We start from the raw sequence: 25,539 nt of genomic DNA, 5'->3' as shown, positions 1-25,539 counted from the left end.
GAATATTCCTCGGACCTTTTTGGTATTGGAGGAAACGCGGGATATGCGCGGAAAACACGGTGTTCACCGAACCGGCATTACAATTGGTAGCGATTACAGCGGCGTGGCAACGCGATGCCGAAACCAATTCAGTGCATAGGAGACAACGTGAGTCTTACTACCGTAACCATCATCAGTCCCGAAGCAGCCAATGGCCGCAATGTCGCGGCGCTTGGCGTTGTCAGGGCTTTGGCATCCACACAGAAGACCGGCGTATTCCGCCCGGCCGTGTGCAAGAAAGAGACCTTCACCCAAACCCTGCTTGATGCCGCCAACGTCGGCGAAACCATCGAACAGGCCAGGGGAGTGTGCCCGAAACGTGCGCGACATGACAAGAACGGTTCTCGTGCCGATATCGTCGCAGCATATGAAACCACCGTCGCAGCCATCGACACCGAAGCCATGGTGATAGTCGGCACAGATCACAGCTGTGTCAACGACCCTGAGACCTTTGCCTTCAACGCCGATGTCGCCGCTGATTTGCAAAGCCCAGTATTCCTTGCGGTATGCACCATCAATCGCACGCCCGAGCAGGTGCGGGAAACCATTAAGGCATGCACTGCGACAGTGGAGGAGCACGGCAGCGCAGTGCTCGGCGTCTTCGTTACCGGAGCGGACGAGGAGCAGATCCCGGATCTGAAGGCGTTCTTCGCCGATGCCGATGTGCCGACGTGGGTATTGCCCAAGGTCGATTTCGAAGAGGATGATGCTGCTGAAAAGGCTGCTGAAGCCTTCGCCAGAAACGTTCCTGCAAGCGAGGTTCATGCCGCGCTTGAGGCGCCTTTTAAGGCCCCGGTTACTCCGTATGCCTTCCAATATGGCTTGTTGGGCAAGGCCAAAGCCGTCAGGAAAACCATCGTGCTGCCCGAAGGCGCCGAAGATCGCATTATCGCGGCCGCCGATTACCTGCTTGAGCGTGACATCGTGGATCTCATTATCGTCGGTGATAAAGAGGCGATTCTGGCACGGGGCGAGGAACTTGGACTCAACTCGTTGGGCAAGGCGAAGTTCCAGGCCATGGATGATGAGACGGTGCTTGCGCCCATGGTCGCCAAACTATGCGAGCTGCGAGCCAAGAAGGGCATGACCGAGGAACAGGCGCGCAAACAGCTTACCGATGCCAGTTATTTCGGCACCATGCTGGTGGTGCTCGGCAAAGCCGACGGTCTGGTCTCCGGTTCCGTCAATTCCACGGCCAATACCGTGCGCCCCGCATTGCAGGTCATTAAGACCAAGCCGGGTGCATCGTTGGTTTCTGGCTCGTTCCTCATGTGTTTCAAGGATCATATTGCCGTGTTCGCCGATTGCGCCATCAACCTCAATCCGAATGCCGAGCAACTGGCCGATATCGCCATTCAGTCCGCTGAAACCGCTGCGGCATTTGGTCTCGAGCCGAAGGTCGGTATGCTGTCGTATTCGACCTTGGGCTCTGGCAGAGGTCCGGATGTCGATCTGGTCGAGGAAGCTACCGATTTGGTCCGTCAGAAGGCTCCGGATCTGCAGGTGGTTGGTTCCGTGCAGTTCGATGCCGCTTGGTCACCGACCGTCGCAGCGACCAAGGCGAAAGGCAACGATGTGGCCGGTCACGTGAATGTATTCGTGTTCCCGGATTTGTGCGCCGGCAATATCGCATACAAGGCGGTGCAGCGTTCCTCCGGCGCGGTTGCCATTGGGCCGGTGCTTCAGGGCCTGAACAAGCCAGTGAACGATTTGTCCCGTGGCGCTACGGTACAGGACATTATCAACACTGTGGCTTTGACGGCAGTGGAGGCGCAGCGATAGCAGGACCAGACAAAGCGTTAGTCTGCCGCTGACCGTTCGACGAGGCCGGAATCGGTTGCGCATCCCCAATTCGACAGGATGCGTCATCGACCCGGCCTCGCTGGCGTCTGTGGGGCATGCCGATGTGCCGGATGGCTCGAGCCGGCGGTGAAGAGAGGGGATTTTGTAGGATGCGAAGAGTAATCTGAGCAGTGGAAATCCGTGTGTGCGGAACAGTACAACAATTGGAGGATGCCCACAATGGCAAAAACCGTCCTTGTTATCAATTCCGGCTCCAGCTCGATCAAGTACCAGCTGGTCGACCTTGAATCCGGTGAAGGTATCGCTTCCGGTCTCGTCGAAAAGATCGGTGAGCCTGTCGACGGCCACTACAAGCACGAGTACAACGGCGAAAAGCATGAGCTTGAAGAGCCGATTCACGATCACGAGCAGGGTCTGAAGCGCGTTCTTGGCTTCTTCGATGAGTTCGGCCCGAAGCTGTCCGACGCAGGCATCGTCGCCGTCGGTCACCGCGTGGTTCAGGGTGGTTCCATCTTCCCGCAGCCGGCTCTCGTCACCGACAAGACCATCAACCAGGTCAAGGATCTGGCTGTGCTCGCCCCGCTGCACAACGGCCCGGAGGCCAAGGGCGCTGAAGTCATGCGTGCCCTGCTGCCGGATGTTCCGCAGGTCTTCGTGTTCGATTCCTCCTTCTTCTTCCAGCTGCCGAAGGCATCCAGCACCTACGCGCTGAACAAGGAAGTCGCCGATCAGTACCACATCCGTCGTTACGGCGCTCACGGCACCTCCCACGAGTTCATCTCCTCCGTGGTGCCGTCCGTCATCGGCAAGCCGGCCGAAGGCCTCAAGCAGATTGTGCTGCACGTCGGCAACGGTGCTTCCGCCTCCGCTGAAATCTCCGGCAAGCCGATCGAGACCTCCATGGGCCTGACCCCGCTGGAAGGCCTGGTAATGGGCGGCCGTACCGGCGACATCGACCCGGCAGTCGTGTTCCACCTGATCCGCAACGCCCACATGAGCGTTGATGAGCTGGACACCCTGTTCAACAAGCGTTCCGGCATGATGGGCATGACCGGTTACGGCGATCTGCGTGAAGTGCATCGCCTGGTCGCGGAAGGCAATGAGGACGCCAAGCTGGCCCTCGACGTCTACGTGCACCGCATCGTCGGCTACATCGGCAACTACACCGCCCAGCTGGGTGGTGTCGACGTGATCACCTTCACCGCAGGCGTCGGCGAGAACGATGACGTGGTCCGCAAGATGGTGTGCGATAAGCTCGCTCCGTTCGGCGTCAAGCTGGACGAGGAGAAGAACGCCACCCGTTCCAAGGAGCCGCGCATCATTTCCACTCCGGATTCCTCGGTCACCATCTGCGTCATCCCGACCAACGAGGAGCTGGCCATCGCCCGCAAGTCCGCAGCCATCGCGGAGGCCGGCGAAGACTACTACGGCGCCAAGGTCGCCTGAATCATACCGCAATAAGCGACACGGCTTAAGAGGGGTCTTACGGCAATGACATATTGTTTGTGAGACTTTAGCAAGTCAGGGGTTCCGACACATACCAATGTGCCGGAACCCTTTTCTTTTGCTCTGCCTGCCTATGTGCCAGGTTCCGTCAAAGAGCGCAGGCAAACAGGCTGATATGCGGTGGGACAAGACCTGGCAAAGGCAAATGAATGGCAGCTTGAATGGGTGGGAAACGGGGGTACCGAATTAGGGGATGCCAACAGTATGATTAACCCTGTTTGCATAACGCATGAATACGACCACCGCTCTGCAGCACGGAAGAGACAAACGGTATTCGTAGCGCCATGTTCCATATAAATGGAGAGAAGAGGACACCGCGCATGATGAGGAAATTCGTCGGACTGGATGGCATCAAGGGCTTGGCATTGGTGGCCATTGTCGCCTACCACTGCACGCAGGGCAGGCTTCCGGGCGGCTTCTACGGCGTCGATGTGTTTTTTACCGTGGCGGGCTTCGTTATGGCGGCGAGCATGTTCCGCAAACTGTTTCGTAAGGGCAAGCTGAACTACGTCCGATATGCGCAGCGTCGATTGGCGCGACTGTACCCGGCCTTGCTGCTTGCCGTTACCGCGATGGTGACGTTCGCCGGCCTGCTCGACAGGGACGCATTGGTGAATATCTTCGGCCAGGTGCTCAGCTCGTTGACCGGCTGGTACAACTGGCATGCCATTATCGGCGGGCAAAGCTACTTCGACCAGCTGACCCCTCAGCTTTTACGCCACCTGTGGTTCGTGGGGGTGCTATTGCAGTTCTATGTGGTGCTGCCATTCGTGGTATGGGTCATGTGGCGTTTACGCGCCACAAGGTTTTCGGTCGCGGTTCCTCTTGTACTTGCCGCAGTCAGCGGCACGCTGATGTGGGTGCTATACCAACCGGGCGGCGATCCCACGCGTGTGTATTTTGGTACGGACACGCACTCCACTGGCCTGATGCTGGGTGTGGCATTCGCATGGTGCGTGTGCACCTATGAATATAACCATTACCGACCGGTGTCCCAGCCCGTCAATGCATCGGCTAACCTGACGAGCCCTGCGCGGCAGACCGCCCAGAGTATGCAGCCGTTGCCTGCCGCGCAGTCGCATCTGCAACCGCCACAACCGCCATCCGGCATGAGCGTCGCAGTGGCCCCGGCTCTGGGCTTCATTGCGCTTATGATGCTCTGCACCCTGTGTTTTTGCGGCAAACAGGACGATTTTGCGTTCCGCGGCGGTATTATTCTCGCCAGCATCTGTTCAGTAGTGCTTATTGCGGGGACGATCAGCGTGAACTCCTGGATGCGCGATCTGATGCTGTTCAAACCGTTGGCCGCTCTCGGCCGTCATTCCTACGGCGTGTACCTGTGGCACTGGCCGATATGGATTATCGTTTCGGCGTTATTGGGCAAGGGCAATCCGCGCAACAACGGTTGGGTGCTTGCGGTGACGTTGGTTCTGACCGCACTGTGCTCCGCCATCTCGTGGTACCTGCTTGAACAGCCCATTGCACGCCATTCCACATCCTATGCGATCTTCCCATACCCGGTCAGCCCCGAAGAGAACAAGATTCTGCAGATTCTGCGTGCAGTGCTTGTCGATGTGCTTGTCGTGGTCGCCATGATCGGCTGCGCGCGCGCCATCAATGACGCCCCGGGGAAAACACAGATGCAGATTCAGCTTGAACAGCAGTCGCACAAGCTCGAACGTGGCCGGAAGCAGACGCAAGGAGGCCAGCCAGCCAAGCCCGTCCAACCGGCAAAACCTGAGCAGGCCAAGCCGGCCGAGCAGAAGAGCGCCGGCAAGGTACAGCCGAAACATCCCAAGCATGTTGCGCCGACAGGCAACCAGATGACCGCCATAGGCGACTCCGTCATGCTGGCCAGCGCCGACGGGCTCGGCGCGGTATTCCCCGGCATCGATATCAATGCCGAAGTCTCGCGCTCCATGGCTGTGGCGTCACAGATCGCCCAAGCGGATGCCGCAGCGAACAACCTGCGTCAATGGGTGGTGGTCGGCCTGAGCACCAACGGCTATGTCACCGTCGAACAACTGGACCAGCTGCACCAGCAACTTGGCGATGATCGGGTGATGGTACTGGTCAACGCGCATGGCAATCGGGCGTGGATCGGCGTGAACAACCAGATGTTCGCCGATTACGTCAATAGTCATGCAGGCAATACGGTGCTGGTGGATTGGGACGCCATGGCCAATCAGCATTTGGACCAGATATCGTTTGGTGACGGCATCCACCCGGTTATCGGCAGCGATATCTACGCGCAAGCGGTGAAGCAGGCAATTGATGGCTGGATCGCCGCCGGCCATTGAGTTCGGGCCTGCCGTTGAGATCGGTCGCGGCTTTCCGAGCTCTTCGCCTGCCGGTATGGCGATATTGCTAGGGCGGGGGTGAGCAGGGGGATAATCGCCGGGGAGTGTTGCCGTCGGTGTTGGTCGCTACACTGGGGGCTTACAAGCCCATGACTAACAAAACTTTTGGGAGATAATGGTGAGCGCAATCCTTGAAGGGAAGCCAGATAAAAACCTCATTCTCGTAACGGGAAGAGTTCATCCGAAACTTGCTCAGGATGTCGCCGATCAACTCGGCATTGATGTACTCGAAACCACTGCATACGATTTCGCCAACGGCGAGATGTATGTGCGCTACACCGAATCCGTGCGTGGCGCCGACGTCTTCGTACTGCAAAGCCATTACCAGCCAATCAACAAGGCGATTATGGAACAGCTCATCATGATCGATGCGCTCAAGCGTGCCTCCGCCCGCTCCATTACCGCCGTATGCCCGCTGCTGGGCTACTCCCGCCAGGATAAGAAGCACCGCGGCCGCGAACCCATCTCCTGCCGTCTCGTCTTCGACCTGCTGAAAACAGCAGGCGCGGACCGCATCATGTCCGTCGACCTGCACGCCGCACAATCCCAGGGCTTCTTCGACGGCCCGGTCGACCATCTTATCGCCATGCCGGTGCTCGTTGACTACATTCGCGATCGTTTCCAAGGCCAGCTCGACAACGTCGCCGTCGTCTCCCCAGACGCCGGCCGTATCCGCGTGGCCGAACAGTGGGCGCAGCGTCTTGGCGGCGGCCCGCTCGCCTTCGTGCACAAGACCCGCGACATCACCCGTCCGAACCAGGCGGTCGCCAACCGCGTCGTCGGCGACGTGGAAGGCAAGGACTGCGTGCTCGTCGACGATCTGATCGACACCGCAGGCACCATCGCCGGCGCATGCAACGTGTTGAAGAACGCTGGTGCCAAGTCCGTGACCGTGGTCGCCACGCATGGCGTGCTCTCCGGCCCGGCCGTGGAACGCCTCAAGAATTGCGGTGCACGCGAGGTCGTACTCACTGATACCGTTCCGATTCCGGAAGAGAAGCGCTGGGACGGCCTGACCGTCCTTTCCATCGCGCCGCTGCTAGCCAGCGCCATCCGCGCCGTGTTCGAAGACGGTTCCGTCGCGGAACTGTTCGACACCTACCCGGAGCATCACGGCCAGGGATTCCTGTTCGCCTGATTTTGTGATTTTCAACAGCAGCGTTGTGATGTTTGCCGATACCGCATTGCAGGTGTGGGCATATCCCGATTGCGGGGGAGCAGGTTATGCAGGCTTCCACGCAATCGGGATATGAACCGAAGCGCGCGCGAACAGAATGCCATCGATTTTGATCTGCAAGCGGGGGATCCTCGTAAGCGGAGACATGCTGGAAAGCCGGTATGCCGGCATAACCGCCACGGCGAACGTAACCGAAGAACACCGCATTCGCTTGGCCAACGGCGAGATATTCGACAGTCCATCCGACACAGGTTCCATACGGCCGATGAAATGTTCGACGCCTTGGAAATCTGATTATGCTCAATACGGCCGAGCGTATTTGGTAAAAAATATGCGGAGGCATAACTACATGCCTCCGCATATCTCCCTCAAGCTCCCCCACCTGGACTCGAACCAAGACAAAGGGTTCCAAAGACCCGTGTGCTGCCATTACACCATGGGGGAACGGCGTTAAAAACCGTAAGGCTTTCCGCCAAATGTCAATTATGCCATATGTTGCCAATGCTTGATACCGCGTGTCGGAAAAGCGTTTCACGAGACTCGCACCAAAGAATCGGTAGAAGCGCCATTTCTTCGAGATTCGCGTCATAGGAACTTCACCATGGCATTAGAGCGTGGAAGAACGTATACTGGCAGGAATTCCGCCGGCTCGGACGGGCCGATGCGGAAACGAATCGCGAAAGCAGCAAGGAGAAGACCATGTCGAAGGCGTTGATCATCGTGGATGTGCAGCCGACGTTCTGCGAGGGCGGAGAACTCGGCGTGGAAGGCGGTAACGCGGTCGCCGAGCGTATCGCGGAATATGTGGAGACTCATCGCAACGAATACTCGTATGTCGCCACCACACAGGACTGGCATGTCGAACCCGGCAGGCACTGGTCGGACGATCCCGATTACGTGGACACGTGGCCGGTGCACGGCAAGGCCGGCACCGCGAACGCCGGACTGCATCCCGCGATCGCGGCTTTGGGAATCGGGCATCATTTCAAGAAGGGCCAGTATTCGCCATCGTATTCCGGCTTCGAAGGTCTGGAGGACAACACCGACCGTATCCCCACGCGCGAGGAGGTCGCCGCCGACCTGACCGCCGGCAGGACGCTGGCGAACGCGTTGGAAGCCGCTGGCATCACTCGTGTGGACGTGGTCGGATTGGCGGAATCGCATTGCGTGAAGGAAACCGCGTTGGATGCGAGGAAGCTCGGTTACGAGACACATGTCATCGAGGAACTGACCGAGCCTGTCAGTGAGGAACTTGGCGTTGACGCCCGCCGGCAGATGCGTGAGGCGGGTGTCGTACTCGACTGATTGTTTGCCGGCTCCGTAAGGGTTATCGGAGCTTGGAGATTTCGTTGATGCGGCGAAGTTCCTCATCGCTGAATGTGGTGTTTCTGAGCGCGCCGATATTGTCGAGGAGCTGCTGCGGACGGGACGCGCCGACCAGCACCGATGTGACCATGCCATCGTGCAGCAGCCAGGCCAACGCCATTTCGGCCAAGGTCTGCCCACGCTCGGCAGCCAGATCGTTCAGATCGCGAATCTGCTGCAGCTTTTCCGGCGTCAGCGCGCTTTCCTGCAGGAATCGTCCATCATGGGCGATTCTGCTGTCCGCCGGGACGCCGTTCAGATACCGATCGGTCAGCAGCCCCTGGGCGAGCGGAGAAAAGGTGATCAGCCCTTTGCCAAGACGGTGCGAGGCTTCTTTGAGCCCGTTGTTCTCGACCGTGCGGTCGAAGATGTTGTAACGGTTCTGGTTGATGATGAAGGGCGCATGCAGCTCGTCCAAGATGGCGGCGGCTTTTTCGAGTGTCGGACCGTCATAGTTGGACAGACCCACGTACAGCGCCTTGCCGCTGCTCACGGCCGTGGCGAGTGCTCCCATGGTCTCCTCGAGCGGAGTTGAGGAATCCATGTGGTGGTGGTAGAAGACATCAACGTAGTCGAGGCCGAGACGCTCGAGGCTTTGGTCGAGCGAGGCGAGCAGGTATTTGCGGCTACCGAGGTCGCCGTATGGGCCTGGCCACATTTCGTAGCCGGCTTTGGTGCTGATGATGAGTTCGTCGCGGTGGTGTTGGAAGTATTCGTGCAGGAGTCGTCCGCAGTTCTTTTCGGCTGCTCCTGGTTCGGGGCCGTAGTTGTTGGCCAGGTCGAAGTGGGTGATGCCGTTGTCGAATGCGGTGAACACGATTCGGCGCATGGTGCCGTACGGGGTGATGTCGCCGAAGTTATGCCAGAAACCGAGGGATATGGCGGGGAGTTTGAGGCCGCTTGTTCCCGAGTGGTTGTAGGTCATGCTGTCGTATCGGGTCGGCGACGGCGTGTAGACGGTGGTTGTTTCGAGCATGGTTCTCCTTTGAATGCTGTTTGTGGTTATCCGCCAATCAAAATACTCATTTGTCTGACCATATCGCAACATGTGGCATTGCAGTCGCAGTGGGCGCGCATCGTGGCGTGCCGGCTCGATGGCAGGGGAAGGTGGCCTTGCGCATGTGGAACGTGGATAAGGCATTCCATCGCCGTGATGCGTCTTCTTGTCCGGTTGCAACGATGGGTGGTTGGAATATTCGACCGCCCGGAACGGTTCAGTTCAGCCGAATCCCTAGAGCGGTAGTTCGCGGTAGACCAGATCGTCGCGCACTTGGAACCCCTGACGTTCCCAGAATTCGTTGCCGGCTTCATTATCCGCATATACGCCTACGGCGACCTTCGGCAGTCCAAGCGTCCGAAGAGCTTCGATCACATGTCCGACCAGCAGCGAGCCGATCCCCATGCCGCGCGCGTCCGGGTTTACCGCGGTGTGGTAGATGCGCGAGCGTCTGCCGTCGTGCCCGGAGAGAATGGCCCCGATGATTTCCCCGGTGCTATCCTCGGCCACGAAGCAAGTGTCCGGATTGCGTTCGAGGAACCTGCGGATCGCGGCCTCGCAGTCGTCTGCATCCTTCATGGAGAAGCCCGCGCACCGGGACCACAATGCGTATACCTGCGGGTAGTCGCTGATAATCATGGGGCGGATGCGCGGCAATGTTGAAACCTGTTCTTCCATCAATGGTTTTCCTCCATCATTATGATTACCGGAATCGGTATTCGCTTTCATCATCGTTGTCCTTCTCAGGCCTGCACGCCTGCGAGCTTCAGGAACTTCTTGTCGGACTGGATGCACGGTCCCTTTCGTCCTCGCTCCTTCGCATCTTTTACGCACTCTCTCAGCAGGTCGTTAGAGCATCCGTGTCCTTTCATGGCGCCGGCGATCCACAGGCAGTTGATATGGAGGTACCCGTCCGCTTGGATGGGAACCCACGCGTTTTCCGCGGGGATGTATTCGATGAAGCATTTTCCACGTTCCGCGCTTCGATAGAAGACCAGTCCCTCATCGAAACGCCGTTTGAGCCATTCTTTCTTCGCCAGGGCCTGTTTGCCGGACATGGCGCAGCAGATGTGCTCCGCGTCGATGCTGTCCTTGGTGATTCGAATGTATTCCATCCGTCAGGCCCCTGTCTTCTATGGTTGCCCATGCTGCCCGTGGCATGGAACCGTTCTCAAGTCTACTGGAAAATGCTGTTTTCGACATTGGTGTTGCCTTCCCCACGAGAAGGCGCATTCTCGAGTTGCTACGCGCGGGGGACATGACCGCGGGGGAGCTCGCGGAGCATTTTCGACATCAGCAAACCATCGCTCAGCCATCATCTGGCGACGCTCAGGAACGCCGGTCTTGTAACGGACGAACGGCATGGGCAGAACATCGTGTATAGCCTCAACACCACGGTCATGCAAGACTTGGTCGGATGGTTCAACTATGGCCATCCGCGCAATCGTTTCTGGCCCGTCATGGCGGCCGTGTTCCACGACGATAGCTGCCTCTGCGAAAATACGGATCCCATACAAACAGTACGGACATGTAAGGGTTTCGCATTGCGTCACCATATGGCGTTATGGGATGTGATTGTATCCTGCGATATCGAAGGCGCAAGCGATGCCAGCATCCGTAACGCCGTGCCCAACGATTTCTCCGATATGCTCCGGCAGTCGCAAATCTCCCATATATTTACCACTGGCGCGAAGGCTGCGCAGCTGTACCAGCGACTCTGCATTCCGTTATTACAGACGCATGGGTCGGACAATGTGCCGATGACTCGACTACCGTCCACCAATCCGACGAACGCCGGCGCCAAGCTGCCAGAGCTTGTAGAGGCGTACAGCTGCGTCGGCCGAGTGGCTTCCGGCAAAGCCGTAATGCAGCCCGAATAATATGGTCAAAACGTTGCCGGTATTGTCCTAACCCTATCTATACAATCGCGTGTGCGTTGAAGGCGTTACTCCTCAAGGGTTTTCAAGGAATTTGCCCCATACATGGAGAAACAGACGTTTTCGAAGACATGAACGAAACGGAAGGCGAAAGATGGCACTAAGCGCCGCAATTATCCTTGCCGCGGGCGAAGGAACCCGCATGCGTTCCAACAAGCCAAAGGTGCTGCACACTTTGGCGGGCAAGACATTCCTGAATCGTGTGATGGACTCGGTGTCCGCGCTTGATCCGGACACTCTTGCCGTCGTGGTGCATTACCAGGCGGATCGCGTGACTGAAGCGGCACGGTCCTACAATGAGCGCGTCACCATCGTCAATCAGGACGACATTCCCGGCACCGGGCGCGCCGTGCAGTGTGCTATGGCGCAGCTGACCCAACAGGGCGAATTGGAGGGCTCCGTGCTGATCGCAGCCTCCGACATGCCGTTACTTGATTCCGACACGTTGAGCCAGCTGCTCGCCTTCCACAATGCCAGCGGCAACGGCGCCACTGTGCTCACCACTGTGCTCGACGACCCGACCGGGTATGGCCGCATCATCCGCGATAGCGAAGGCAACGTGCTGCGCATCGTGGAACAGAAGGACGCCAACAGCAGCGAGCTGGCCGTGCATGAGGTGAACACTTCCGTATACGTGTTCGACGCCGCCGTGCTGAGCAAGGCGATCGCCGACCTGAAATCCGATAATGCGCAGGGTGAGTTCTACCTGACCGATGCGTTGGAGACAGCCAAGCAGGACGGTGCTGTCGGCGCATTCGCGGCTCCCGACCCCTTAAGCGTGGAGGGTGTGAATGACCGTGTGCAGCTTGCCGCACTTGCCAAAGCACACAACATCCGCGTGTGCGAGCAGTGGATGCGCGCCGGCGTCGACATTCTCGACCCGCAGACCACGTGGATCGAGGATGACGTTGAGATCGGCCGTGACGCGGTGATTCTGCCGGGCAGCTTCCTGCAGGGGCATACCGTTATCGGTGAGAATGCCGTTGTGGGCCCGTACACCACGCTGATCGACGCCGTGGTGGACGACGAGGCCGTGGTGGAGCGTTCCCGTGTGCAGGAGTCCCATATCGGACGTGGCACGAATATCGGCCCGTGGACGTATCTGCGTCCGGGCAATGAGTTCGGCGAAGGTGCGAAGGCCGGAGCCTTCGTGGAAATGAAGAAGGCGCATATCGGCAATGGCACCAAGGTGCCGCATCTGAGCTATGTGGGCGATGCCGAACTGGGCGATCACACCAATATCGGCGGTGGTACCATCACCGCCAACTATGACGGCGTGCACAAGAACCGCACCAAGATCGGAGCCGGTTGCCATGTGGGTGCCGGCAACCTGTTCGTGGCTCCGGTCGAGGTCGGCGACAATGTGACCACCGGAGCCGGTTCCGTGGTGCGCCATGAGGTGCCGAGCGACTCCATGGTGTACTCCGAGAACACGCAGCACAATGTCGAAGGCTGGAAGCCCGCCTGGGAACGCTGAGCTTTCGACTAGACATGTAGGGCCCGCAAGGTCCGCTGATTCATTCGCCTCACCATATACACTGCTGCATACAGCAGGAATCGAATAAACGGGAAGGATACCCATGCCAGCTTTGCAATCTTCCATCGACGATATCCGTGTTGCCGCGGCTGCCGCCGACCGTATGAAGGCCACCGACATCGTTGCATTCGACGTGACCGTGCCTCTCGGTATCACCGACATCATGATGGTCGCCACCGCGTCCAACGAACGCCAGGTGCTTGCGGTCGCCGAAGAGATCGAACGCGATCTGTATCTGAAGTGCGGCAAGCGCCAGCCGCGTGAACGCGAGGGTCTGACGGAAGGCCAGTGGGTGCTGCTCGACTACGGCGACTATGTGATTCATGTGATGCACACTGAGTCTCGTGGGTTCTATAACCTGGAACGACTCTGGCGCGACTGCCCGCAGATCGACCTGCAGCTTGAACATCCGGAAACCAGCGCCGTCGATGCCGGTACGGATGATTCCAACGCCGAATGAGCCATAGCCGTGTGACTTCATGATGGAACAGGGGCCTGCGGGCGTGAACCAATAGCATGCGTATCGTGCGCAGCGGGTTCGCACCCGCAGGCCCCTTACTGTGTATATTTTGTTACCGAACCATACGATAAGAAGGATTTTCATGCCACAACACGTTCGTTCCATTTTCCTTGTCCGTCATGGGCGTACCTCCTACAATGCGGCGCATCGTTTGCAGGGCCAGGTGGATATTCCGCTGGATGCCGTAGGCCAGTGGCAGGTCAAGCAAACGGCTCTTGCCCTGAAGGACCTGTATGTGGACAGACGTCCTCAGGTAAGTCGCCAGCTGATCGTCTGCTCCGATCTCGGGCGTGCGCGCGCCACCGCGCAGGCGTTTGCCGACGTGCTGGGCGGGGCCGAATTGCATCCGGATCCTCGTGTGCGTGAGCGCAGCTTCGGCGAATGGGATGGGCATGCGGTCGACGAGCTGGCTGAACGTTACCCCGAGGATTTCAAACTCTGGGTCGACCATAAGGACGGCGAAATGAAGTACGGTGCCGAAGCGAAAAGCGCCGTGGGGGAGCGTGGCGTTGCAGCGATCAACGACTGGTCAACGCGTGCGGGGGATGACACCGATTTGTACATCTTCTCCCATGGTGCGTGGATTTCCCAGACGTTGCAGACCTTATTGGGGCTTGATCGTGTGGATCCGACCTTCGCCAGTGTGCTCTCGATGAATAACGCGCACTGGGTGAGGCTGCTTCCGATGGATACCGCCGATGGCGGCTTGCGATGGCGCTTGATGGATTACAACCATGGGCCGGCCATTGCCGACACAGACGAGTGGGAGCGCGAACGCTGAGATGCCTGGCATGGCGTTATGCCATGGCAGGACAATCGAGTGCTGGATACAGGGCTGACGAGTGTGTATCGTCAGCCTTTGTCATATACTCGGCGTGTCGCGTGAAAACGGCGGAATTCCAACGAAAATTTGCCTCTTATTGGGGCTTGTGACACGCCTTGCTTGCATATTCAGACATTCCGTCGTATTGTGTACGAGGTTCGCAAAGAACGGATAAATGAAAACGGGGCTATGGCGCAGCTGGTAGCGCATCTCCATGGCATGGAGAGGGTCAGGGGTTCGAATCCCCTTAGCTCCACGATGAGGTGCTTGATTGAGTATCTCTCCCTGATTCGGTCGGGCGTGTTCGCTCGCCGGGTCAGATAAATGAAAACGGGGCTATGGCGCAGCTGGTAGCGCATCTCCATGGCATGGAGAGGGTCAGGGGTTCGAATCCCCTTAGCTCCACAGATTATGAATGAAGGCCTCTTGCATTGCAAGGGGTCTTATTTGTATGTATTGCATTGGAAATTCCAAGTGATTGCAGTATTTGCTTACGATTGCAAAACATTCCCCCTATGCCCCATTTCTTGGTGAGCTGAATTTTATCGTTGGTGCAAACAGGTTCGGAGGCCTGTACCCGATAAGCCGCATGATCACAAGCCGGAGGCAATCGCCGATTCCGATGCCGGCGATCCCCGTGACATGCTTATTGTCTCGCAGGCACTTCGCATCGTTCGACTTGAGCAGCGTGTGCGTGAACTTGAACAGTGCGTATGTAAGCTCACCAAGCATGAACAAGTGGGCGATTGCGATGATTCGCCACAAAACGCGACGATATGAATCGGTAAGTTATTGAACACAAACCGGTATCGGCGGGCGTCGGCGGAAATGGACGGTTGTGTTGAACCGGTGTGTATAGTGGTCGGCGGTGCTCCCGCCCGTGCCACGCAGGTCAAGGGGCACTGGGGAAACGGACATTCGCGTATGCCGAGTGTGGCTTGTGCCTGTTCGTATCAACCCATGGATCACTGCTGTGCGTGGCCGACATCAGGAACGGGGAGTGCCGTATGTCTGCACAATCGTCCAACACATCATCGAGTTATCAAGGAACACCGGCGAGCGGAAACAGCCCTGCGGCACGCGGAGACGACGGTCGCGGGAACAGGCGTGGTGACGATCGGAAAAATCGTGGCGCTGTGGGCGGTGCGTACCTGCGTTGGACTCCAGCCGATATTGCCGTCGGTGCGGCCGTTGGCGTGGCCTGCGGTGTGATTTTCCAAGGCTTCAACTTTATATATCCCGTGCTCTCCTCGCTGCTGGGCGCGATCCTACCGGGATTGGCCAGCCTGTTCCACGCAATCTGGTATGCCTCGGGCGTGTTTGCGGTGCTGGTGATTCGCAAACCCGGCGCCGCCATCTATGTCAATCTGGTCGGCTCGTTCGCGGAAATGGTGATCGGCAATCAGTACGCATTCGGATTCGTGGTGATTTCCGCGATGCTGCAGGGGGCATGTTCGGAGATTCCCTTTGCCGTTGCACGCTACCGTAGCTTCACGCTGCCGCTCGCCATTGCGGGAGGGGCGCTTACCGGCGTGGAATACGGCATATACCTGCTGCTGTTCCGGTATGCGGGTGTCTCGCTGTTGAGCCCACGCGGCATCACGCATATGATCTGCGAGGTGATCGGCGGCATGGTGATCGCCGGCATGGCAAGCTGGTTCCTGTATGTGGCGCTCGCCAAAACCGGCGCATTGGACAGATTGGCATCCGGCCGCGCGGCACGCGGCGATACGTCGGCCGCGTAAAAGCTCGACGCTCATCACCGTGCGGGAGAAGGTGGCCTCCTCCTGGATCTGCACCATCGGCTTCAACTGGTCGATGAAGCTCATCGTGTTGCTGGGGGTTTCCTGCTGTGCCATGCCGGCTCCTTTGTTTCGGCGTTTTCGATACTGCCTGCTGCACAGGCTCGGGGTACGGGATTGGCCTTTGTTCGTGTGAATATTGGTGAATATGGCCGCATAGGGTACGCGGGGAGCTGAAATAAGGGCAAAAGGGCGAAAAAATAGCCGTCCGTCTCTTCGGGGCGGTAGTCTGAGAAATGTTGAAGAATATGTAATTCGAATGGAGAGCATGGTGAACAACACTTTTGCAACCCTTCCGGTCATGGCTGGTGAGGATGCGCCTTCCGGGCCGGTCGATCCGATTTTCAATCGACTCCTCAAAGACCGCATCATCTGGATGGGCGAGGAAGTCAAGGATGAAATGGCCAATCGCATCAGCGCACAGATGCTGATGCTTGCCGCCGAAGATCCGAAGAAGGACATCTGGCTGTACATCAATTCCCCGGGCGGCTCGATCACCGCTGGCATGGCCATCTACGACACCATGCAGCTTATTGAGCCGGATGTGGCGACGGTCGGCTTGGGCATGTGCGCTTCGATGGGTCAGTTCCTGCTGAGCTCCGGCACCAAGGGCAAGCGCTATCTGACGTCCCACGCCCGCGTGCTGATGCACCAGCCGTCCGGCGGCATCGGCGGCACTACCACCGATGTGCGCATCAACGCCGAGCTCATCATGGACATGAAGAAGACCATGAGCGAGCTGACCGCCGAACAGACCGGTCACACCGTCGAGGAGATCTACCGAGACAACGAATACGATCACTGGTTCACCGCGCAGGAAGCACTGGAATACGGCTTCGTGGATAAGATCATCACCACGCGCGACAGCATGAGGGGAGAGTGAACATGGCTAGCGAAGAAGCACGGTTCGTAGCACGCGCCCAGCGTCTTGCCGGACCGACCAACCGTTACGTTATGCCGCAGTTCAGCGAGAAGACGCCGTATGGCATGAAGACCATGGACGCCTACTCAAGACTGTTCGAGGACCGCATCATCTTCCTGGGCGTGCAGGTGGACGACACGTCCGCGGACGACATCATGGCGCAGCTGCTGGTGCTGGAAAGCCAGGACCCGAACCGTGACGTGATGATGTACATCAACTCTCCGGGCGGCTCGATGACCGCGATGACGGCCATTTACGACACCATGCAGTACATCAAGCCCGACGTGCAGACCGTGTGCCTTGGCCAGGCCGCATCCGCCGCCGCCATTCTTCTGGCTGCAGGCGCCGAAGGCAAGCGTCTGATGCTGCCGAATGCCCGCGTGCTGATTCATCAGCCGGCCATCGACCAGGGTTTCGGCAAGGCCACCGAAATCGAGATCCAGGCCCGCGAGATGCTGCGCATGCGCGAATGGCTCGAGAATACGCTGGCCAAGCATACCGGCCAGCCTGTCGAGCGCATCCGCAAGGACATCGAGGTCGACACCTTCCTCACCGCTTCGGAGGCGAAGGAATACGGCATTGTCGACGAAGTGCTCGAACATCGTCAGTGACAGCCGCCGGCGGTAGGGCGTGCCCGGCACGTTCCGCCACGCGGCGATCCGGAATCATACCCCTGCCCAAGATATGGGCGGGGGTATGGTGTTTGATGGGACTGTAACCGATTCGCGTTTTCGCAGGAGGTCGCATGGGACGCGTGGTGGACTATAACGACGAAGTACCGAAGTGCACGTTCTGCGGCAAAACCGAACATCAGGTACGCAAACTTGTAACAGGGCAGGGCGCCGCCATCTGCGACGAATGCATCGAACTATGCGTAAGCATCATTTCCGACGAGCGCATCAAAGACGTTGAAGTCAACGCGCTCACTCTGCCCAAGCCCATGCAAATCAATGATTATCTCGATCGGTACGTCATCGGGCAGCAGACGGCCAAGCGGGCGCTTTCCGTGGCCGTATACAATCATTACAAACGCGTCAATATGGAACTGCGCGAGGCTGCGAGTCAGGTCGCTCCCGCGGGTGGCGAAGACGCCGCGTCCGATCCGCTGCGCGATGTGCAGGTGGCCAAATCGAACATTCTGCTGCTGGGGCCCACCGGTGTGGGCAAGACCTATCTTGCCCAGACTCTTGCCAAGGTGATGAACGTGCCGTTCGTCATCACGGACGCCACCACGCTCACCGAGGCGGGTTATGTGGGTGATGATGTGGAGACCGTGCTGCAGCGTTTGCTGCAGGCCGCTGATGGCGACGTGTCGAAGGCCGAACATGGCATCGTCTATATCGACGAGATCGATAAAATCGCGCGTAAGTCGGGGGAGAACACCTCCATTACGCGTGATGTCTCCGGGGAAGGGGTGCAGCAGGCGCTGCTTAAGATCTTGGAGGGAACCATCGCGTCAGTGCCCGCCGAGGGGTCGCGCAAGCACCGTGAGCAGGAGACCATTCAGATCAATACGCGGGGGATTCTGTTCATCTGCGGCGGAGCCTTCGTAGGGCTCACCGACATCATCAAGAATCGCCTGGGAGCAAGGGAAAGCGGCTTCGGCGCCAAATGGCATGATCACGAGGTGCCCGACGGAGAGCTGCTGCAGCAGGTGTGTGCCGACGACTTGGCGGAATTCGGCCTGTTGCCCGAGTTCATTGGCCGCCTGCCGGTGGTCAGCGTGTTGCAGGAACTGAAGGAGGACGATTTGGCTGCGGTGCTCACCCAGCCGTCGAACGCCTTGGTCAAGCAGTATATGAAACTGTTCGCAGTGGACGGCGTGACGCTTACCTTCACCGATGATGCGGTTGCGGCCATAGCCCGCACGGCAATACGGCAGGGGACGGGCGCGCGAGGATTGCGCTCGATCATCGAGCGCACGTTGCAGGACACGATGTTCCAGCTGCCCAGCATGAATCATGTGGTCGAAGTGATTGTGGATGGCGATGCGGTCGATGGCGGTGGCAGGCCACGCATCGTCTGCGACGAGGAGAATGTGGACACCCAGTCCTTGCCAAGCCTGCGCGCGGTGGAATGATCCAAACCGTTGACGTCGAAGGTCGCCTCGCTGCCGGTGGTTTGGGATGGTCGGTTGCATTGACGCATCGGATAGTGCAAAAGCGTGTTGCGTTGTATACGGAATGCCGGATGTCCGACACGCGCGACATGCCGTAGTTGCAATATGAAAAGAAATGGGTAATATAAGTCGAGTTGTTTGAAAGAACAATGTTGCGCGAGTAGCCCAGCGGATTAGAGCAGCTGACTACGGATCAGCAGGTCGCAGGTTCGAATCCTGTCTCGCGCACTACCACGGGTCATCACGTGGTGAAAGAAGATGACGTTGCGCGAGTAGCCCAGCGGATTAGAGCAGCTGACTACGGATCAGCAGGTCGCAGGTTCGAATCCTGTCTCGCGCACTACCACGGGTCATCACGTGGTGAAAGAAGATGACGTTGCGCGAGTAGCCCAGCGGATTAGAGCAGCTGACTACGGATCAGCAGGTCGCAGGTTCGAATCCTGTCTCGCGCACTTGAGTCCTCGCTGTATTGCAGCGAGGTTTTCTTATATCCGCCGATTCGTCGGCGCGTTCGTCACATGATACACGGCTGTCTCACGGGTGATGCTCAGGGCATAAGTCGTTCATAATCGTTCGATAGTGTGTATGTGAACATATACAACAGCCATGCCGGTACAGCGCGGCATGGTGGTAAGGAGAGCCGATGGCCGAAACACAAGTGCGCACACCGAATAGATTCTGGATGGGAGTTAGGCGAGTTGCCGCATCGGATCGACTTTCCGGCCTGATCATGCTTGGCTTTGCACTTGCAGGCCTGATCCTGGCGAATCTGCCAGCCACCGCGCATCTGTTCGAAACGATCGCGGAAACGCATATCGCCATTCCGCGCACGAACATCGACCTTCCGATCGGCCATTGGGCTCAGGACGGCTTGCTGACGGTGTTCTTCCTGATGGTAGGGCTTGATTTGAAGCAGGAGCTTACCACCGGCTCCCTGGCCAATCCCAAGGCGGCCGCGGTGCCTATGCTGTGCGCCGTGGGCGGCATGATGGTTCCTCCGGTGCTGTTCCTTGCGGTAACGGCTCTGTTCGCGCGTTTCGCGCCCCCCGGGCCCGGTCTGGAAACCATCGCGTCCGGCGAAGTGTACTCGTATTCGGCCATCGCCCAAGGGTGGGCGGTTCCAACGGCCACGGACATCGCATTCTCCCTGGCAGTACTGGCCTTGTTCGCCAAGGCATTGCCCGGTTCGATCCGTGCGTTCCTCATGACCCTCGCCACCGTGGACGATCTGCTCGCCATCGTGCTGATCGCCCTGTTCTTCTCCTCACTGAACGCATGGTACTGGTTCATTGGCATCGCCGTATGCGCCGCAGCTTGGGCGTTCCTGGTGCGTTTGAAGCGTATTCCATGGATCGTGGCCGGAATCGTGGGCATACTCGCCTGGGTGATGATGTTCGAAGCCGGCGTACACCCCACCTTGGCCGGCGTGCTGGTCGGTCTGCTCACGCCGTCACGTGAAATCTACGGTGAGAAAACACCACGCGCGGCACGCTACCATGATAAGCTCCAACCATTGTCCGCACTCGTGGCACTGCCGATCTTCGCGCTGTTCGCCACCGGCGTGCACTTCGAATCGCTTACCCTTGCACTGGTCGTCTCGCCGGTAGTGGTGGGCATCATCGTGGCATTGGTGGTCGGCAAGCCGGTGGGCATTATGCTCGTGGCATGGCTGAGCACACACGTGGGCGGGCTGAAAATGCCGAAGGGACTGCGCGTGCGCGACCTGTTCCCGGCCGCCTGCTCCTGCGGCATCGGCTTCACCGTATCGTTCCTGATTGCATCCCTGGCCTATAAGAATCCGGAACTATCCGCCGAAGCGCGATTCGGCGTACTGCTCGCATCCCTGGTCGCGGCCTCCCTCTCCGGCGTGCTGCTCAGCCGCCAGTCGAAGCGCTATGCCGCATTGGACGCCGCCAGGAAAGCCTCCGGCGACCATGCCGAGGAAGAACCTGAAATCGAAGAGCGCGCCCTATTGGAGGACGGTACGCAAAGCGTCAGCATGAAGGCGTTCACCCCTGAATGGCTTGCTGCGATGAAGGCCCGTAGGCAGGAACGTCAATCGAAGAAAGGCGAGTGACCTGCATGCCTAACAAGCCATTTGACCGCACATATCGCCGAGGCTCGGAGATTCTGCGAGGCAAACTCATCCCCAAAGACAGTTCCACCGCGAGATTGCTGAAAGCGGAACAGTCATCCGACTGGCTTCACATGGATCCGTGGCGAGTGCTGCGCATCCAATCCGAATTCGTGGACGGATTCGACGCGCTCGCCGACTTGGGGCCGGCCGTAAGTATTTTCGGTTCCGCCAGAGTGGCAGAGGATTCCCCGTTCTACCGTGATGCCGAACAGATGGGCGAGTTGATCGCCAGACGCGGGATCGCGGTGATCACCGGCGGCGGGCCGGGCATCATGGAAGCCGGCAATCGTGGCGCCGCGTTGACGGGCGGCACATCCGTAGGGCTGGGCATCGAACTGCCGCATGAGCAGGGAATCAACGATTATGTGAACCTGGGCATGACCTTCCGATACTTCTTCGTACGCAAGACCATGTTCGTCAAATACTCGTCAGGCATCATCGTGTGCCCCGGAGGCTTCGGCACACTTGACGAGACCTTCGAGATCCTGACGCTGGTGCAGACCCATAAAGTCGATAAGAAACCGGTGGTGCTGTTCGGCAGTGCGTACTGGCAGGGGCTTTTCGACTGGTTGAACGGGCCGGTGAAAGAAAACGGCATGATCTCCGGCGTGGACCCCCAGCTGGTCACCATCACCGACGATCCGGAGGAAGCGGTTGGTGTGGCGACCAGAGCCATCAGCAAATGATGTGTGCCGTGGTCTTTTGCCGCAGGGACATCGTCGTGTGATGGTCGAATCGACGTGACGATTATGGGTTGGCCCCGTGCGAATGGCCATTCGCACGGGGCCAACCCATAGGTTTTCACCCGTATCCCACTCATTATCGATATGCCGGAACGGGGCGAAAGCGGCCTGTCAACGTTTGACGGCCACCAACAGACCGGTGCCGGTGGATGTCAGAGCCGTGTCGAAGCCCTCGTCCGATTCCACGGTCTCCAGCAGTTCCCGCATGGCTGTGGCCTTGGGGGAACGGTCGGCGGGATTGACCACGCCGCCGTTGGCATCATCATGTTCCAAAGCAAGCATATCCGTGAATACGATTGCGCCACGAGGACGAAGCAGGCGGGATGCCTGCTCGAAGCTTGACGCATAGTTGCTGGCATCGCCGGCCACAACGATCAGATCGTACACATTGGCGTTCAGACGAGGCAGGAATGTGCCCGCAGTGGCATTCACCGCACGCAACGTGGTATCGGTCTCATCCTGAATGCGGTCAAACGACTTGCGGATCAACGCAATGCCCTCGGCAGAGGAATCGACAGCGGTCAGCTGGCCTTCACCATCCAGACCGCGCACCAATTCCAACGTTTCCACCAGCGAACCGGTTCCCACGGCGATAACCGATCTGGCATTCGTCAAACGAACCAGCACCGCAAGCAAAGCGGCCTGCATGGCGGCGCTTTGCGGCATCCCGGCCTCCTGGGCTGTGATACGCAGCTCTTTCAGCTCATTCGACTGACGGTCCGCGGCATGCTCCTCCACATAATCCCACGCCTTCGCCAGATTCTCATACGTAGTGTGATCCATCATCATCTCCTTCGACTCTTCCGACTCCTGCGTAGATCAGCGTTCCCGCACCTTGGCCACGATCTGCCACATCTCCTCGCCGACATCGATGCCTCGGGGGCACTGACGGGAGCATGCGCGCACCGACTGGCAGGCGGCAACGCCATCCGCCGTATCGATGGCATCCATACGTTCTGCGGCTTTGACATCGCGGGAATCATTGATGAAACGGCTCGACCAGATCAGTGCCGCAGGGCCGATGAATGCATCGCCACCGGCGAACACCGGGCAGGCGCCCTCGCATACACCGCAGGCGATGCAATTGGTCAACCGTTCGTATTGCGCAAGCTGCTCGGGATTCTGAAGGTATTCGAATACGTCGATCTTGCCATCCTTCGTAGTGGCCAGCACGCCATCCGCCTCCAACGCGGGCTTAAGCTTCTTCAACTGGTCGAGCATCGGATCGATGTCGGCGATAAGATCGCGTTGCACCGGGAAGCCGGGAAGCGCGGCAAGCTCGATGACACCAAGACTGGCGGCGTCGCTTGCGGTACTCGCTGATTGTGGTTCGCCGGCATCGGCGGCGTCGGCAGTAGTATCCACTCCATCGGTGCGGCGGAATCCCTCGTCATCCGTCTGGATGGCGGTGCCGGCGGGCTTGGCCCAATCCTTCACCGTGGCGGTGCATAGCAGGGTGGGCGTGCCGTTGATGGCCACCGCATCCGAACCGCACATGCCATGCCCACAGGAATAGCGGAACGCCAACGTGGGATCGACGGTGCGCTTGATGGTCAGCAGACAATCGAGGACGGTGTCCTCCGGGCGTGCCTCGATCACATAGTCCTGCGTCCACTGTTTGCCGCGAGGACGCCTGCGTGCCGGAGCCTCGGACGAAGCGCCGAAAGGGGAGCTTTTACGGGCAAACGGACTGCCGCCTCGATCGCGGTTCCGTTCCGGACGCGGAGCGAAACGATTCACTCGCAATGTCACCGTGGTGTTCGTCATGCGCGTGCCTCCTGTTCATAAAATCCAGCAAGATATTGTGCCATAAGGCATCGCCCGGTTCGGGGCGTGATAGTTATTGTTGCGTTCGGCATGTGGGGCATCAGTATTCGCGCTTCTTCGGAGGCATGTCGACGATGTGCACAGGCTGCCAGGAGACCTCGTGCGCGGCATCGGTCATGGAGTGCGCCAGGAAATGCTCGTCATCGCGATCCGGGAAATCGGTGCGCTTGAGCGAGCCACGCGATTCATGGCGCGCATCGGAGGCGGCAATCACGGTTTGGGCGAGCGTGATGAGGTGGCGCACCTCCCAGATGGCGGTGATCTCCTGATTGAACGTGGCCGCCTTATCGTGCGCGGCAAGCGCCTGCGCGCGCGGTGCAAGATCGTTGTCGATCGTTTCGATCGCCGTGGCAAGGGACTGCGCGTCGCAGCGCACCGCAGCGGCACGTTCCATCGTCGATCCCAGCTCGGCCATCAGCTGGTAGGGATTGTCATCGGCGGCATCATCGGCGTTGCCGGCAAGCAGCATGTCAAGCTCGCTCTGGCGTGCGGCACGTGCAGTCTCCACGGTCTCTTCCAATGCGGCGTCGGCGGCCTCGGACTCGCCACTCGACTCAGCCTGCGCAATACGTGCGGCGATGGACCTGCCGGAACGGGTGCCGAACAAGCAGGCGTCAAGCAGGGAATTGCCTCCCAGACGGTTCGCGCCATGCACGGACACGCAGGAGCATTCGCCCGCCGCATACAGACCTTCGACGACACGGCGCTCGCCATTCTGCCAACGGTACACTTCGCCATTGGTGGTGACGGGAATGCCGCCCATGGTGTAGTGGGCGGTCGGCTTGACCGGTACATAGTCGCGCGTGGGATCGATGTTGGCGTATTTGCGGATGGTTTCGACGACCTGGGGGAGCGTCTGCTCCATGTGCTCCGGGTCGATGCCGGTCAGATCGAGCCACACGCAGTCCTTCGGGCCCTCCGGGTCCTTTGGATCGGCGATGCCACGGCCGGCGTCGATTTCGGCCATGATGGAACGACTCACCACATCGCGGGCGGCCAGATCGGCGTGGCCGGGAGCGTACTTTTCCATGAATGCCTCGCCGTCGGCGTTGCGCAGCACACCGCCTTCGGCGCGGGACGCCTCGGACAGCAGAATGCCGGTATGAGCCAGGCCGGTGGGATGGAACTGCACGAATTCGCAATCCTCGAGCTGCAGGCCGGCCGCCAGCGCCAGCGCCATGCCGTCACCGGTGAGATCCCAGGAATTGGAGGTGGTGTGGAAGAGCCGCCCGGCGCCGCCGGTGCCGAAGAGCACGTTGTGCGCGCTGACGGCATGGGTTTTGCCGGTGTGGGTGTCGAAGGCGACGACGCCGGCGACCCGGGTGTGCTCCTCGTTGAGTACCAGGTCGGTGACGTACCATTCCTCGGCGAATTCAATGCCGTTGGCGACGCACTGCTGCCAGAGGGTGTGCAGAATCTGATGGCCGATGCGGTCGGCGGCGTAGGCGGCGCGGCGAACGGGTTCGCCGCCGAACTCGCTGGTGTGGCCGCCGAAGCGACGTTGTGCGATATGGCCGTCCGCGGTTCGGGAGAAGGCTACGCCCTGGCGTTCCAGATTGATGACGGTTTCGGGAGCATATTCGGCGAGCAGCTTGGCCGCGTCCTGGTCGACGAGCCAGTCGCCGCCCTTGACGGTGTCGTAGTAATGCCAGTGCCAGTCATCATGCTCCACATTGCCCAGTGCGGCGGCGATGCCGCCTTCGGCGGAGCCGGTGTGTGAGCGCAGGGGCTGGAGTTTGGAGATCACGAGGATCTTCGGTTCCTGGCCGTTGGCCTTCATCTCCTTGACGGTTTCGGATCGGAGCAATCCCAGTGCCGCGGACAGGCCGGCCGCTCCGGCGCCGACGATCACCGCATCATACATATCTTCCAAGTGCTTCGGACTCATACTTGTTATTGTCACACAAGGGGTGACTTGTCTCGCA

At 59.1% G+C, this 25,539-nt stretch carries 21 protein-coding genes, 6 tRNA genes and 2 pseudogenes; 22 read left to right on the top strand and 7 right to left on the bottom strand.

Features of this window, described 5'->3' with window-relative positions; translation table 11 throughout:
* Positions 1-114: 114 nt before the first annotated feature.
* From pta to BBAG_RS05005, 4 genes are all read left to right on the top strand, one after another.
* The gene (gene pta, locus BBAG_RS05020) at positions 115-1,821 is read left to right on the top strand and encodes a phosphate acetyltransferase (RefSeq protein WP_003826696.1); all 1,707 of its coding nucleotides are present in this window, start codon (positions 115-117) and stop codon (positions 1,819-1,821) included.
* Between the two features lie 240 nt (positions 1,822-2,061).
* Positions 2,062-3,288: an acetate/propionate family kinase gene (locus tag BBAG_RS05015; RefSeq protein ID WP_033508082.1), complete on the top strand. Its 1,227-nt coding sequence runs from the start codon at positions 2,062-2,064 to the stop codon at positions 3,286-3,288.
* A gap of 380 nt (positions 3,289-3,668) precedes the next feature.
* Positions 3,669-5,648, top strand: coding sequence for an acyltransferase family protein (locus tag BBAG_RS05010; RefSeq protein ID WP_282631456.1), 1,980 nt, complete (start codon positions 3,669-3,671; stop codon positions 5,646-5,648).
* 175 nt (positions 5,649-5,823) lie between these two features.
* Entirely contained in the window at positions 5,824-6,846 is a 1,023-nt protein-coding gene (locus BBAG_RS05005; protein WP_003826689.1) for a ribose-phosphate diphosphokinase, read from the top strand.
* Positions 6,847-7,258: 412 nt separating this feature from the next.
* Here the strand turns inward: BBAG_RS05005 and BBAG_RS04995 are convergent.
* Positions 7,259-7,329, bottom strand: a tRNA-Gln gene (locus BBAG_RS04995).
* Between the two features lie 255 nt (positions 7,330-7,584).
* On the opposite strand from BBAG_RS04995, the gene BBAG_RS04990 reads away from it, so the two are divergent.
* On the top strand, positions 7,585-8,190 hold the full coding sequence (locus BBAG_RS04990) for an isochorismatase family protein (protein ID WP_003826685.1): 606 nt from the start codon (positions 7,585-7,587) through the stop codon (positions 8,188-8,190).
* 22 nt (positions 8,191-8,212) lie between these two features.
* Here BBAG_RS04990 and BBAG_RS04985 read toward each other — a convergent pair whose 3' ends face one another.
* The 3 genes from BBAG_RS04985 to BBAG_RS04975 form a co-directional block, all read right to left on the bottom strand.
* Positions 8,213-9,226 (bottom strand): aldo/keto reductase, encoded by a 1,014-nt coding sequence (locus BBAG_RS04985; protein ID WP_033508084.1) that lies wholly within the window; start codon positions 9,224-9,226, stop codon positions 8,213-8,215.
* 255 nt (positions 9,227-9,481) lie between these two features.
* Positions 9,482-9,886, bottom strand: a complete 405-nt coding sequence (locus BBAG_RS04980; protein WP_003826681.1) for a GNAT family N-acetyltransferase — start codon at positions 9,884-9,886, stop codon at positions 9,482-9,484.
* Positions 9,887-9,990: 104 nt separating this feature from the next.
* Positions 9,991-10,362, bottom strand: a complete 372-nt coding sequence (locus BBAG_RS04975) for a hypothetical protein (protein ID WP_003826679.1) — start codon at positions 10,360-10,362, stop codon at positions 9,991-9,993.
* Positions 10,363-10,382: 20 nt separating this feature from the next.
* Here BBAG_RS04975 and BBAG_RS08850 point away from each other — a divergent pair.
* From BBAG_RS08850 to BBAG_RS04895, 17 genes and pseudogenes are all read left to right on the top strand, one after another.
* A pseudogene (locus BBAG_RS08850) lies at positions 10,383-10,505 on the top strand (hypothetical protein); the annotation flags it as partial.
* 25 nt (positions 10,506-10,530) lie between these two features.
* Positions 10,531-10,575, top strand: a pseudogene (locus tag BBAG_RS08845) (hypothetical protein); the annotation flags it as partial.
* 228 nt (positions 10,576-10,803) lie between these two features.
* Positions 10,804-11,127: a uracil-DNA glycosylase family protein gene (locus BBAG_RS08655; protein ID WP_231855923.1), complete on the top strand. Its 324-nt coding sequence runs from the start codon at positions 10,804-10,806 to the stop codon at positions 11,125-11,127.
* A 151-nt stretch (positions 11,128-11,278) separates the two neighbouring features.
* Positions 11,279-12,661 (top strand): bifunctional UDP-N-acetylglucosamine diphosphorylase/glucosamine-1-phosphate N-acetyltransferase GlmU, encoded by a 1,383-nt coding sequence (glmU, locus tag BBAG_RS04965; protein WP_003826675.1) that lies wholly within the window; start codon positions 11,279-11,281, stop codon positions 12,659-12,661.
* A gap of 103 nt (positions 12,662-12,764) precedes the next feature.
* Positions 12,765-13,181, top strand: coding sequence for a ribosome silencing factor (gene rsfS, locus BBAG_RS04960; RefSeq protein WP_003826673.1), 417 nt, complete (start codon positions 12,765-12,767; stop codon positions 13,179-13,181).
* Between the two features lie 142 nt (positions 13,182-13,323).
* The gene (locus BBAG_RS04955; RefSeq protein ID WP_003826671.1) at positions 13,324-14,022 is read left to right on the top strand and encodes a histidine phosphatase family protein; all 699 of its coding nucleotides are present in this window, start codon (positions 13,324-13,326) and stop codon (positions 14,020-14,022) included.
* Positions 14,023-14,247: 225 nt separating this feature from the next.
* A tRNA-Ala gene (locus BBAG_RS04950) sits at positions 14,248-14,320 on the top strand.
* Between the two features lie 76 nt (positions 14,321-14,396).
* A tRNA-Ala gene (locus tag BBAG_RS04945) sits at positions 14,397-14,469 on the top strand.
* Positions 14,470-15,200: 731 nt separating this feature from the next.
* The gene (locus BBAG_RS04935; protein ID WP_003826667.1) at positions 15,201-15,809 is read left to right on the top strand and encodes an ECF transporter S component; all 609 of its coding nucleotides are present in this window, start codon (positions 15,201-15,203) and stop codon (positions 15,807-15,809) included.
* A gap of 328 nt (positions 15,810-16,137) precedes the next feature.
* Positions 16,138-16,749, top strand: coding sequence for an ATP-dependent Clp protease proteolytic subunit (locus BBAG_RS04930; RefSeq protein ID WP_187128117.1), 612 nt, complete (start codon positions 16,138-16,140; stop codon positions 16,747-16,749).
* A gap of 2 nt (positions 16,750-16,751) precedes the next feature.
* Positions 16,752-17,399, top strand: a complete 648-nt coding sequence (locus tag BBAG_RS04925) for an ATP-dependent Clp protease proteolytic subunit (RefSeq protein ID WP_003826662.1) — start codon at positions 16,752-16,754, stop codon at positions 17,397-17,399.
* A 134-nt stretch (positions 17,400-17,533) separates the two neighbouring features.
* Positions 17,534-18,868 carry an ATP-dependent Clp protease ATP-binding subunit ClpX gene (clpX, locus tag BBAG_RS04920; RefSeq protein WP_003826660.1) on the top strand — a complete coding sequence of 445 codons (1,335 nt, stop codon included), beginning with the start codon at positions 17,534-17,536 and terminating at the stop codon, positions 18,866-18,868.
* A 193-nt stretch (positions 18,869-19,061) separates the two neighbouring features.
* Positions 19,062-19,135 (top strand) — tRNA-Arg (locus tag BBAG_RS04915).
* A gap of 38 nt (positions 19,136-19,173) precedes the next feature.
* Positions 19,174-19,247, top strand: a tRNA-Arg gene (locus tag BBAG_RS04910).
* Positions 19,248-19,285: 38 nt separating this feature from the next.
* Positions 19,286-19,359 (top strand) — tRNA-Arg (locus BBAG_RS04905).
* Between the two features lie 191 nt (positions 19,360-19,550).
* Positions 19,551-20,984 carry a Na+/H+ antiporter NhaA gene (locus BBAG_RS04900; RefSeq protein ID WP_407921655.1) on the top strand — a complete coding sequence of 478 codons (1,434 nt, stop codon included), beginning with the start codon at positions 19,551-19,553 and terminating at the stop codon, positions 20,982-20,984.
* Between the two features lie 5 nt (positions 20,985-20,989).
* Positions 20,990-21,730, top strand: a complete 741-nt coding sequence (locus tag BBAG_RS04895; RefSeq protein ID WP_003826652.1) for an LOG family protein — start codon at positions 20,990-20,992, stop codon at positions 21,728-21,730.
* A 168-nt stretch (positions 21,731-21,898) separates the two neighbouring features.
* Here BBAG_RS04895 and BBAG_RS04890 read toward each other — a convergent pair whose 3' ends face one another.
* The 3 genes from BBAG_RS04890 to BBAG_RS04880 form a co-directional block, all read right to left on the bottom strand.
* Positions 21,899-22,570 (bottom strand): O-methyltransferase, encoded by a 672-nt coding sequence (locus BBAG_RS04890; protein WP_033508091.1) that lies wholly within the window; start codon positions 22,568-22,570, stop codon positions 21,899-21,901.
* 36 nt (positions 22,571-22,606) lie between these two features.
* Complete coding sequence (locus BBAG_RS04885) at positions 22,607-23,554, bottom strand: succinate dehydrogenase/fumarate reductase iron-sulfur subunit (RefSeq protein ID WP_033508093.1); 948 nt, start codon at positions 23,552-23,554, stop codon at positions 22,607-22,609.
* Positions 23,555-23,654: 100 nt separating this feature from the next.
* A complete protein-coding gene (locus BBAG_RS04880) occupies positions 23,655-25,502 on the bottom strand; it encodes an FAD-binding protein (protein ID WP_003826648.1) in 1,848 nt (615 codons plus the stop codon).
* Positions 25,503-25,539: the final 37 nt, after the last annotated feature.

It is taken from the genome of Bifidobacterium angulatum DSM 20098 = JCM 7096 (genome assembly GCF_001025155.1).
Taxonomy (GTDB): domain Bacteria; phylum Actinomycetota; class Actinomycetes; order Actinomycetales; family Bifidobacteriaceae; genus Bifidobacterium; species Bifidobacterium angulatum.
Note: the sequence above shows the minus strand (reverse complement) of the source record. Positions and strands in the feature narration are given on the sequence as shown.

Bases quoted from the DNA above. Each gene is read 5' to 3' on its own strand.
- pta (WP_003826696.1), top strand. From the start codon at position 115: ATGCCGAAACCAATTCAGTGCATAGGAGACAACGTGAGTCTTACTACC.
- BBAG_RS05015 (WP_033508082.1), top strand. From the start codon at position 2,062: ATGGCAAAAACCGTCCTTGTTATCAATTCCGGCTCCAGCTCGATCAAG.
- BBAG_RS05010 (WP_282631456.1), top strand. From the start codon at position 3,669: ATGATGAGGAAATTCGTCGGACTGGATGGCATCAAGGGCTTGGCATTG.
- BBAG_RS05005 (WP_003826689.1), top strand. From the start codon at position 5,824: ATGGTGAGCGCAATCCTTGAAGGGAAGCCAGATAAAAACCTCATTCTC.
- BBAG_RS04990 (WP_003826685.1), top strand. From the start codon at position 7,585: ATGTCGAAGGCGTTGATCATCGTGGATGTGCAGCCGACGTTCTGCGAG.
- BBAG_RS04985 (WP_033508084.1), bottom strand. From the start codon at position 9,226: ATGCTCGAAACAACCACCGTCTACACGCCGTCGCCGACCCGATACGAC.
- BBAG_RS04980 (WP_003826681.1), bottom strand. From the start codon at position 9,886: ATGATTATCAGCGACTACCCGCAGGTATACGCATTGTGGTCCCGGTGC.
- BBAG_RS04975 (WP_003826679.1), bottom strand. From the start codon at position 10,362: ATGGAATACATTCGAATCACCAAGGACAGCATCGACGCGGAGCACATC.
- BBAG_RS08655 (WP_231855923.1), top strand. From the start codon at position 10,804: ATGGCGTTATGGGATGTGATTGTATCCTGCGATATCGAAGGCGCAAGC.
- glmU (WP_003826675.1), top strand. From the start codon at position 11,279: ATGGCACTAAGCGCCGCAATTATCCTTGCCGCGGGCGAAGGAACCCGC.
- rsfS (WP_003826673.1), top strand. From the start codon at position 12,765: ATGCCAGCTTTGCAATCTTCCATCGACGATATCCGTGTTGCCGCGGCT.
- BBAG_RS04955 (WP_003826671.1), top strand. From the start codon at position 13,324: ATGCCACAACACGTTCGTTCCATTTTCCTTGTCCGTCATGGGCGTACC.
- BBAG_RS04925 (WP_003826662.1), top strand. From the start codon at position 16,752: ATGGCTAGCGAAGAAGCACGGTTCGTAGCACGCGCCCAGCGTCTTGCC.
- clpX (WP_003826660.1), top strand. From the start codon at position 17,534: ATGGGACGCGTGGTGGACTATAACGACGAAGTACCGAAGTGCACGTTC.
- BBAG_RS04900 (WP_407921655.1), top strand. From the start codon at position 19,551: ATGGCCGAAACACAAGTGCGCACACCGAATAGATTCTGGATGGGAGTT.
- BBAG_RS04895 (WP_003826652.1), top strand. From the start codon at position 20,990: ATGCCTAACAAGCCATTTGACCGCACATATCGCCGAGGCTCGGAGATT.
- BBAG_RS04890 (WP_033508091.1), bottom strand. From the start codon at position 22,570: ATGGATCACACTACGTATGAGAATCTGGCGAAGGCGTGGGATTATGTG.
- BBAG_RS04885 (WP_033508093.1), bottom strand. From the start codon at position 23,554: ATGACGAACACCACGGTGACATTGCGAGTGAATCGTTTCGCTCCGCGT.
- BBAG_RS04880 (WP_003826648.1), bottom strand. From the start codon at position 25,502: ATGAGTCCGAAGCACTTGGAAGATATGTATGATGCGGTGATCGTCGGC.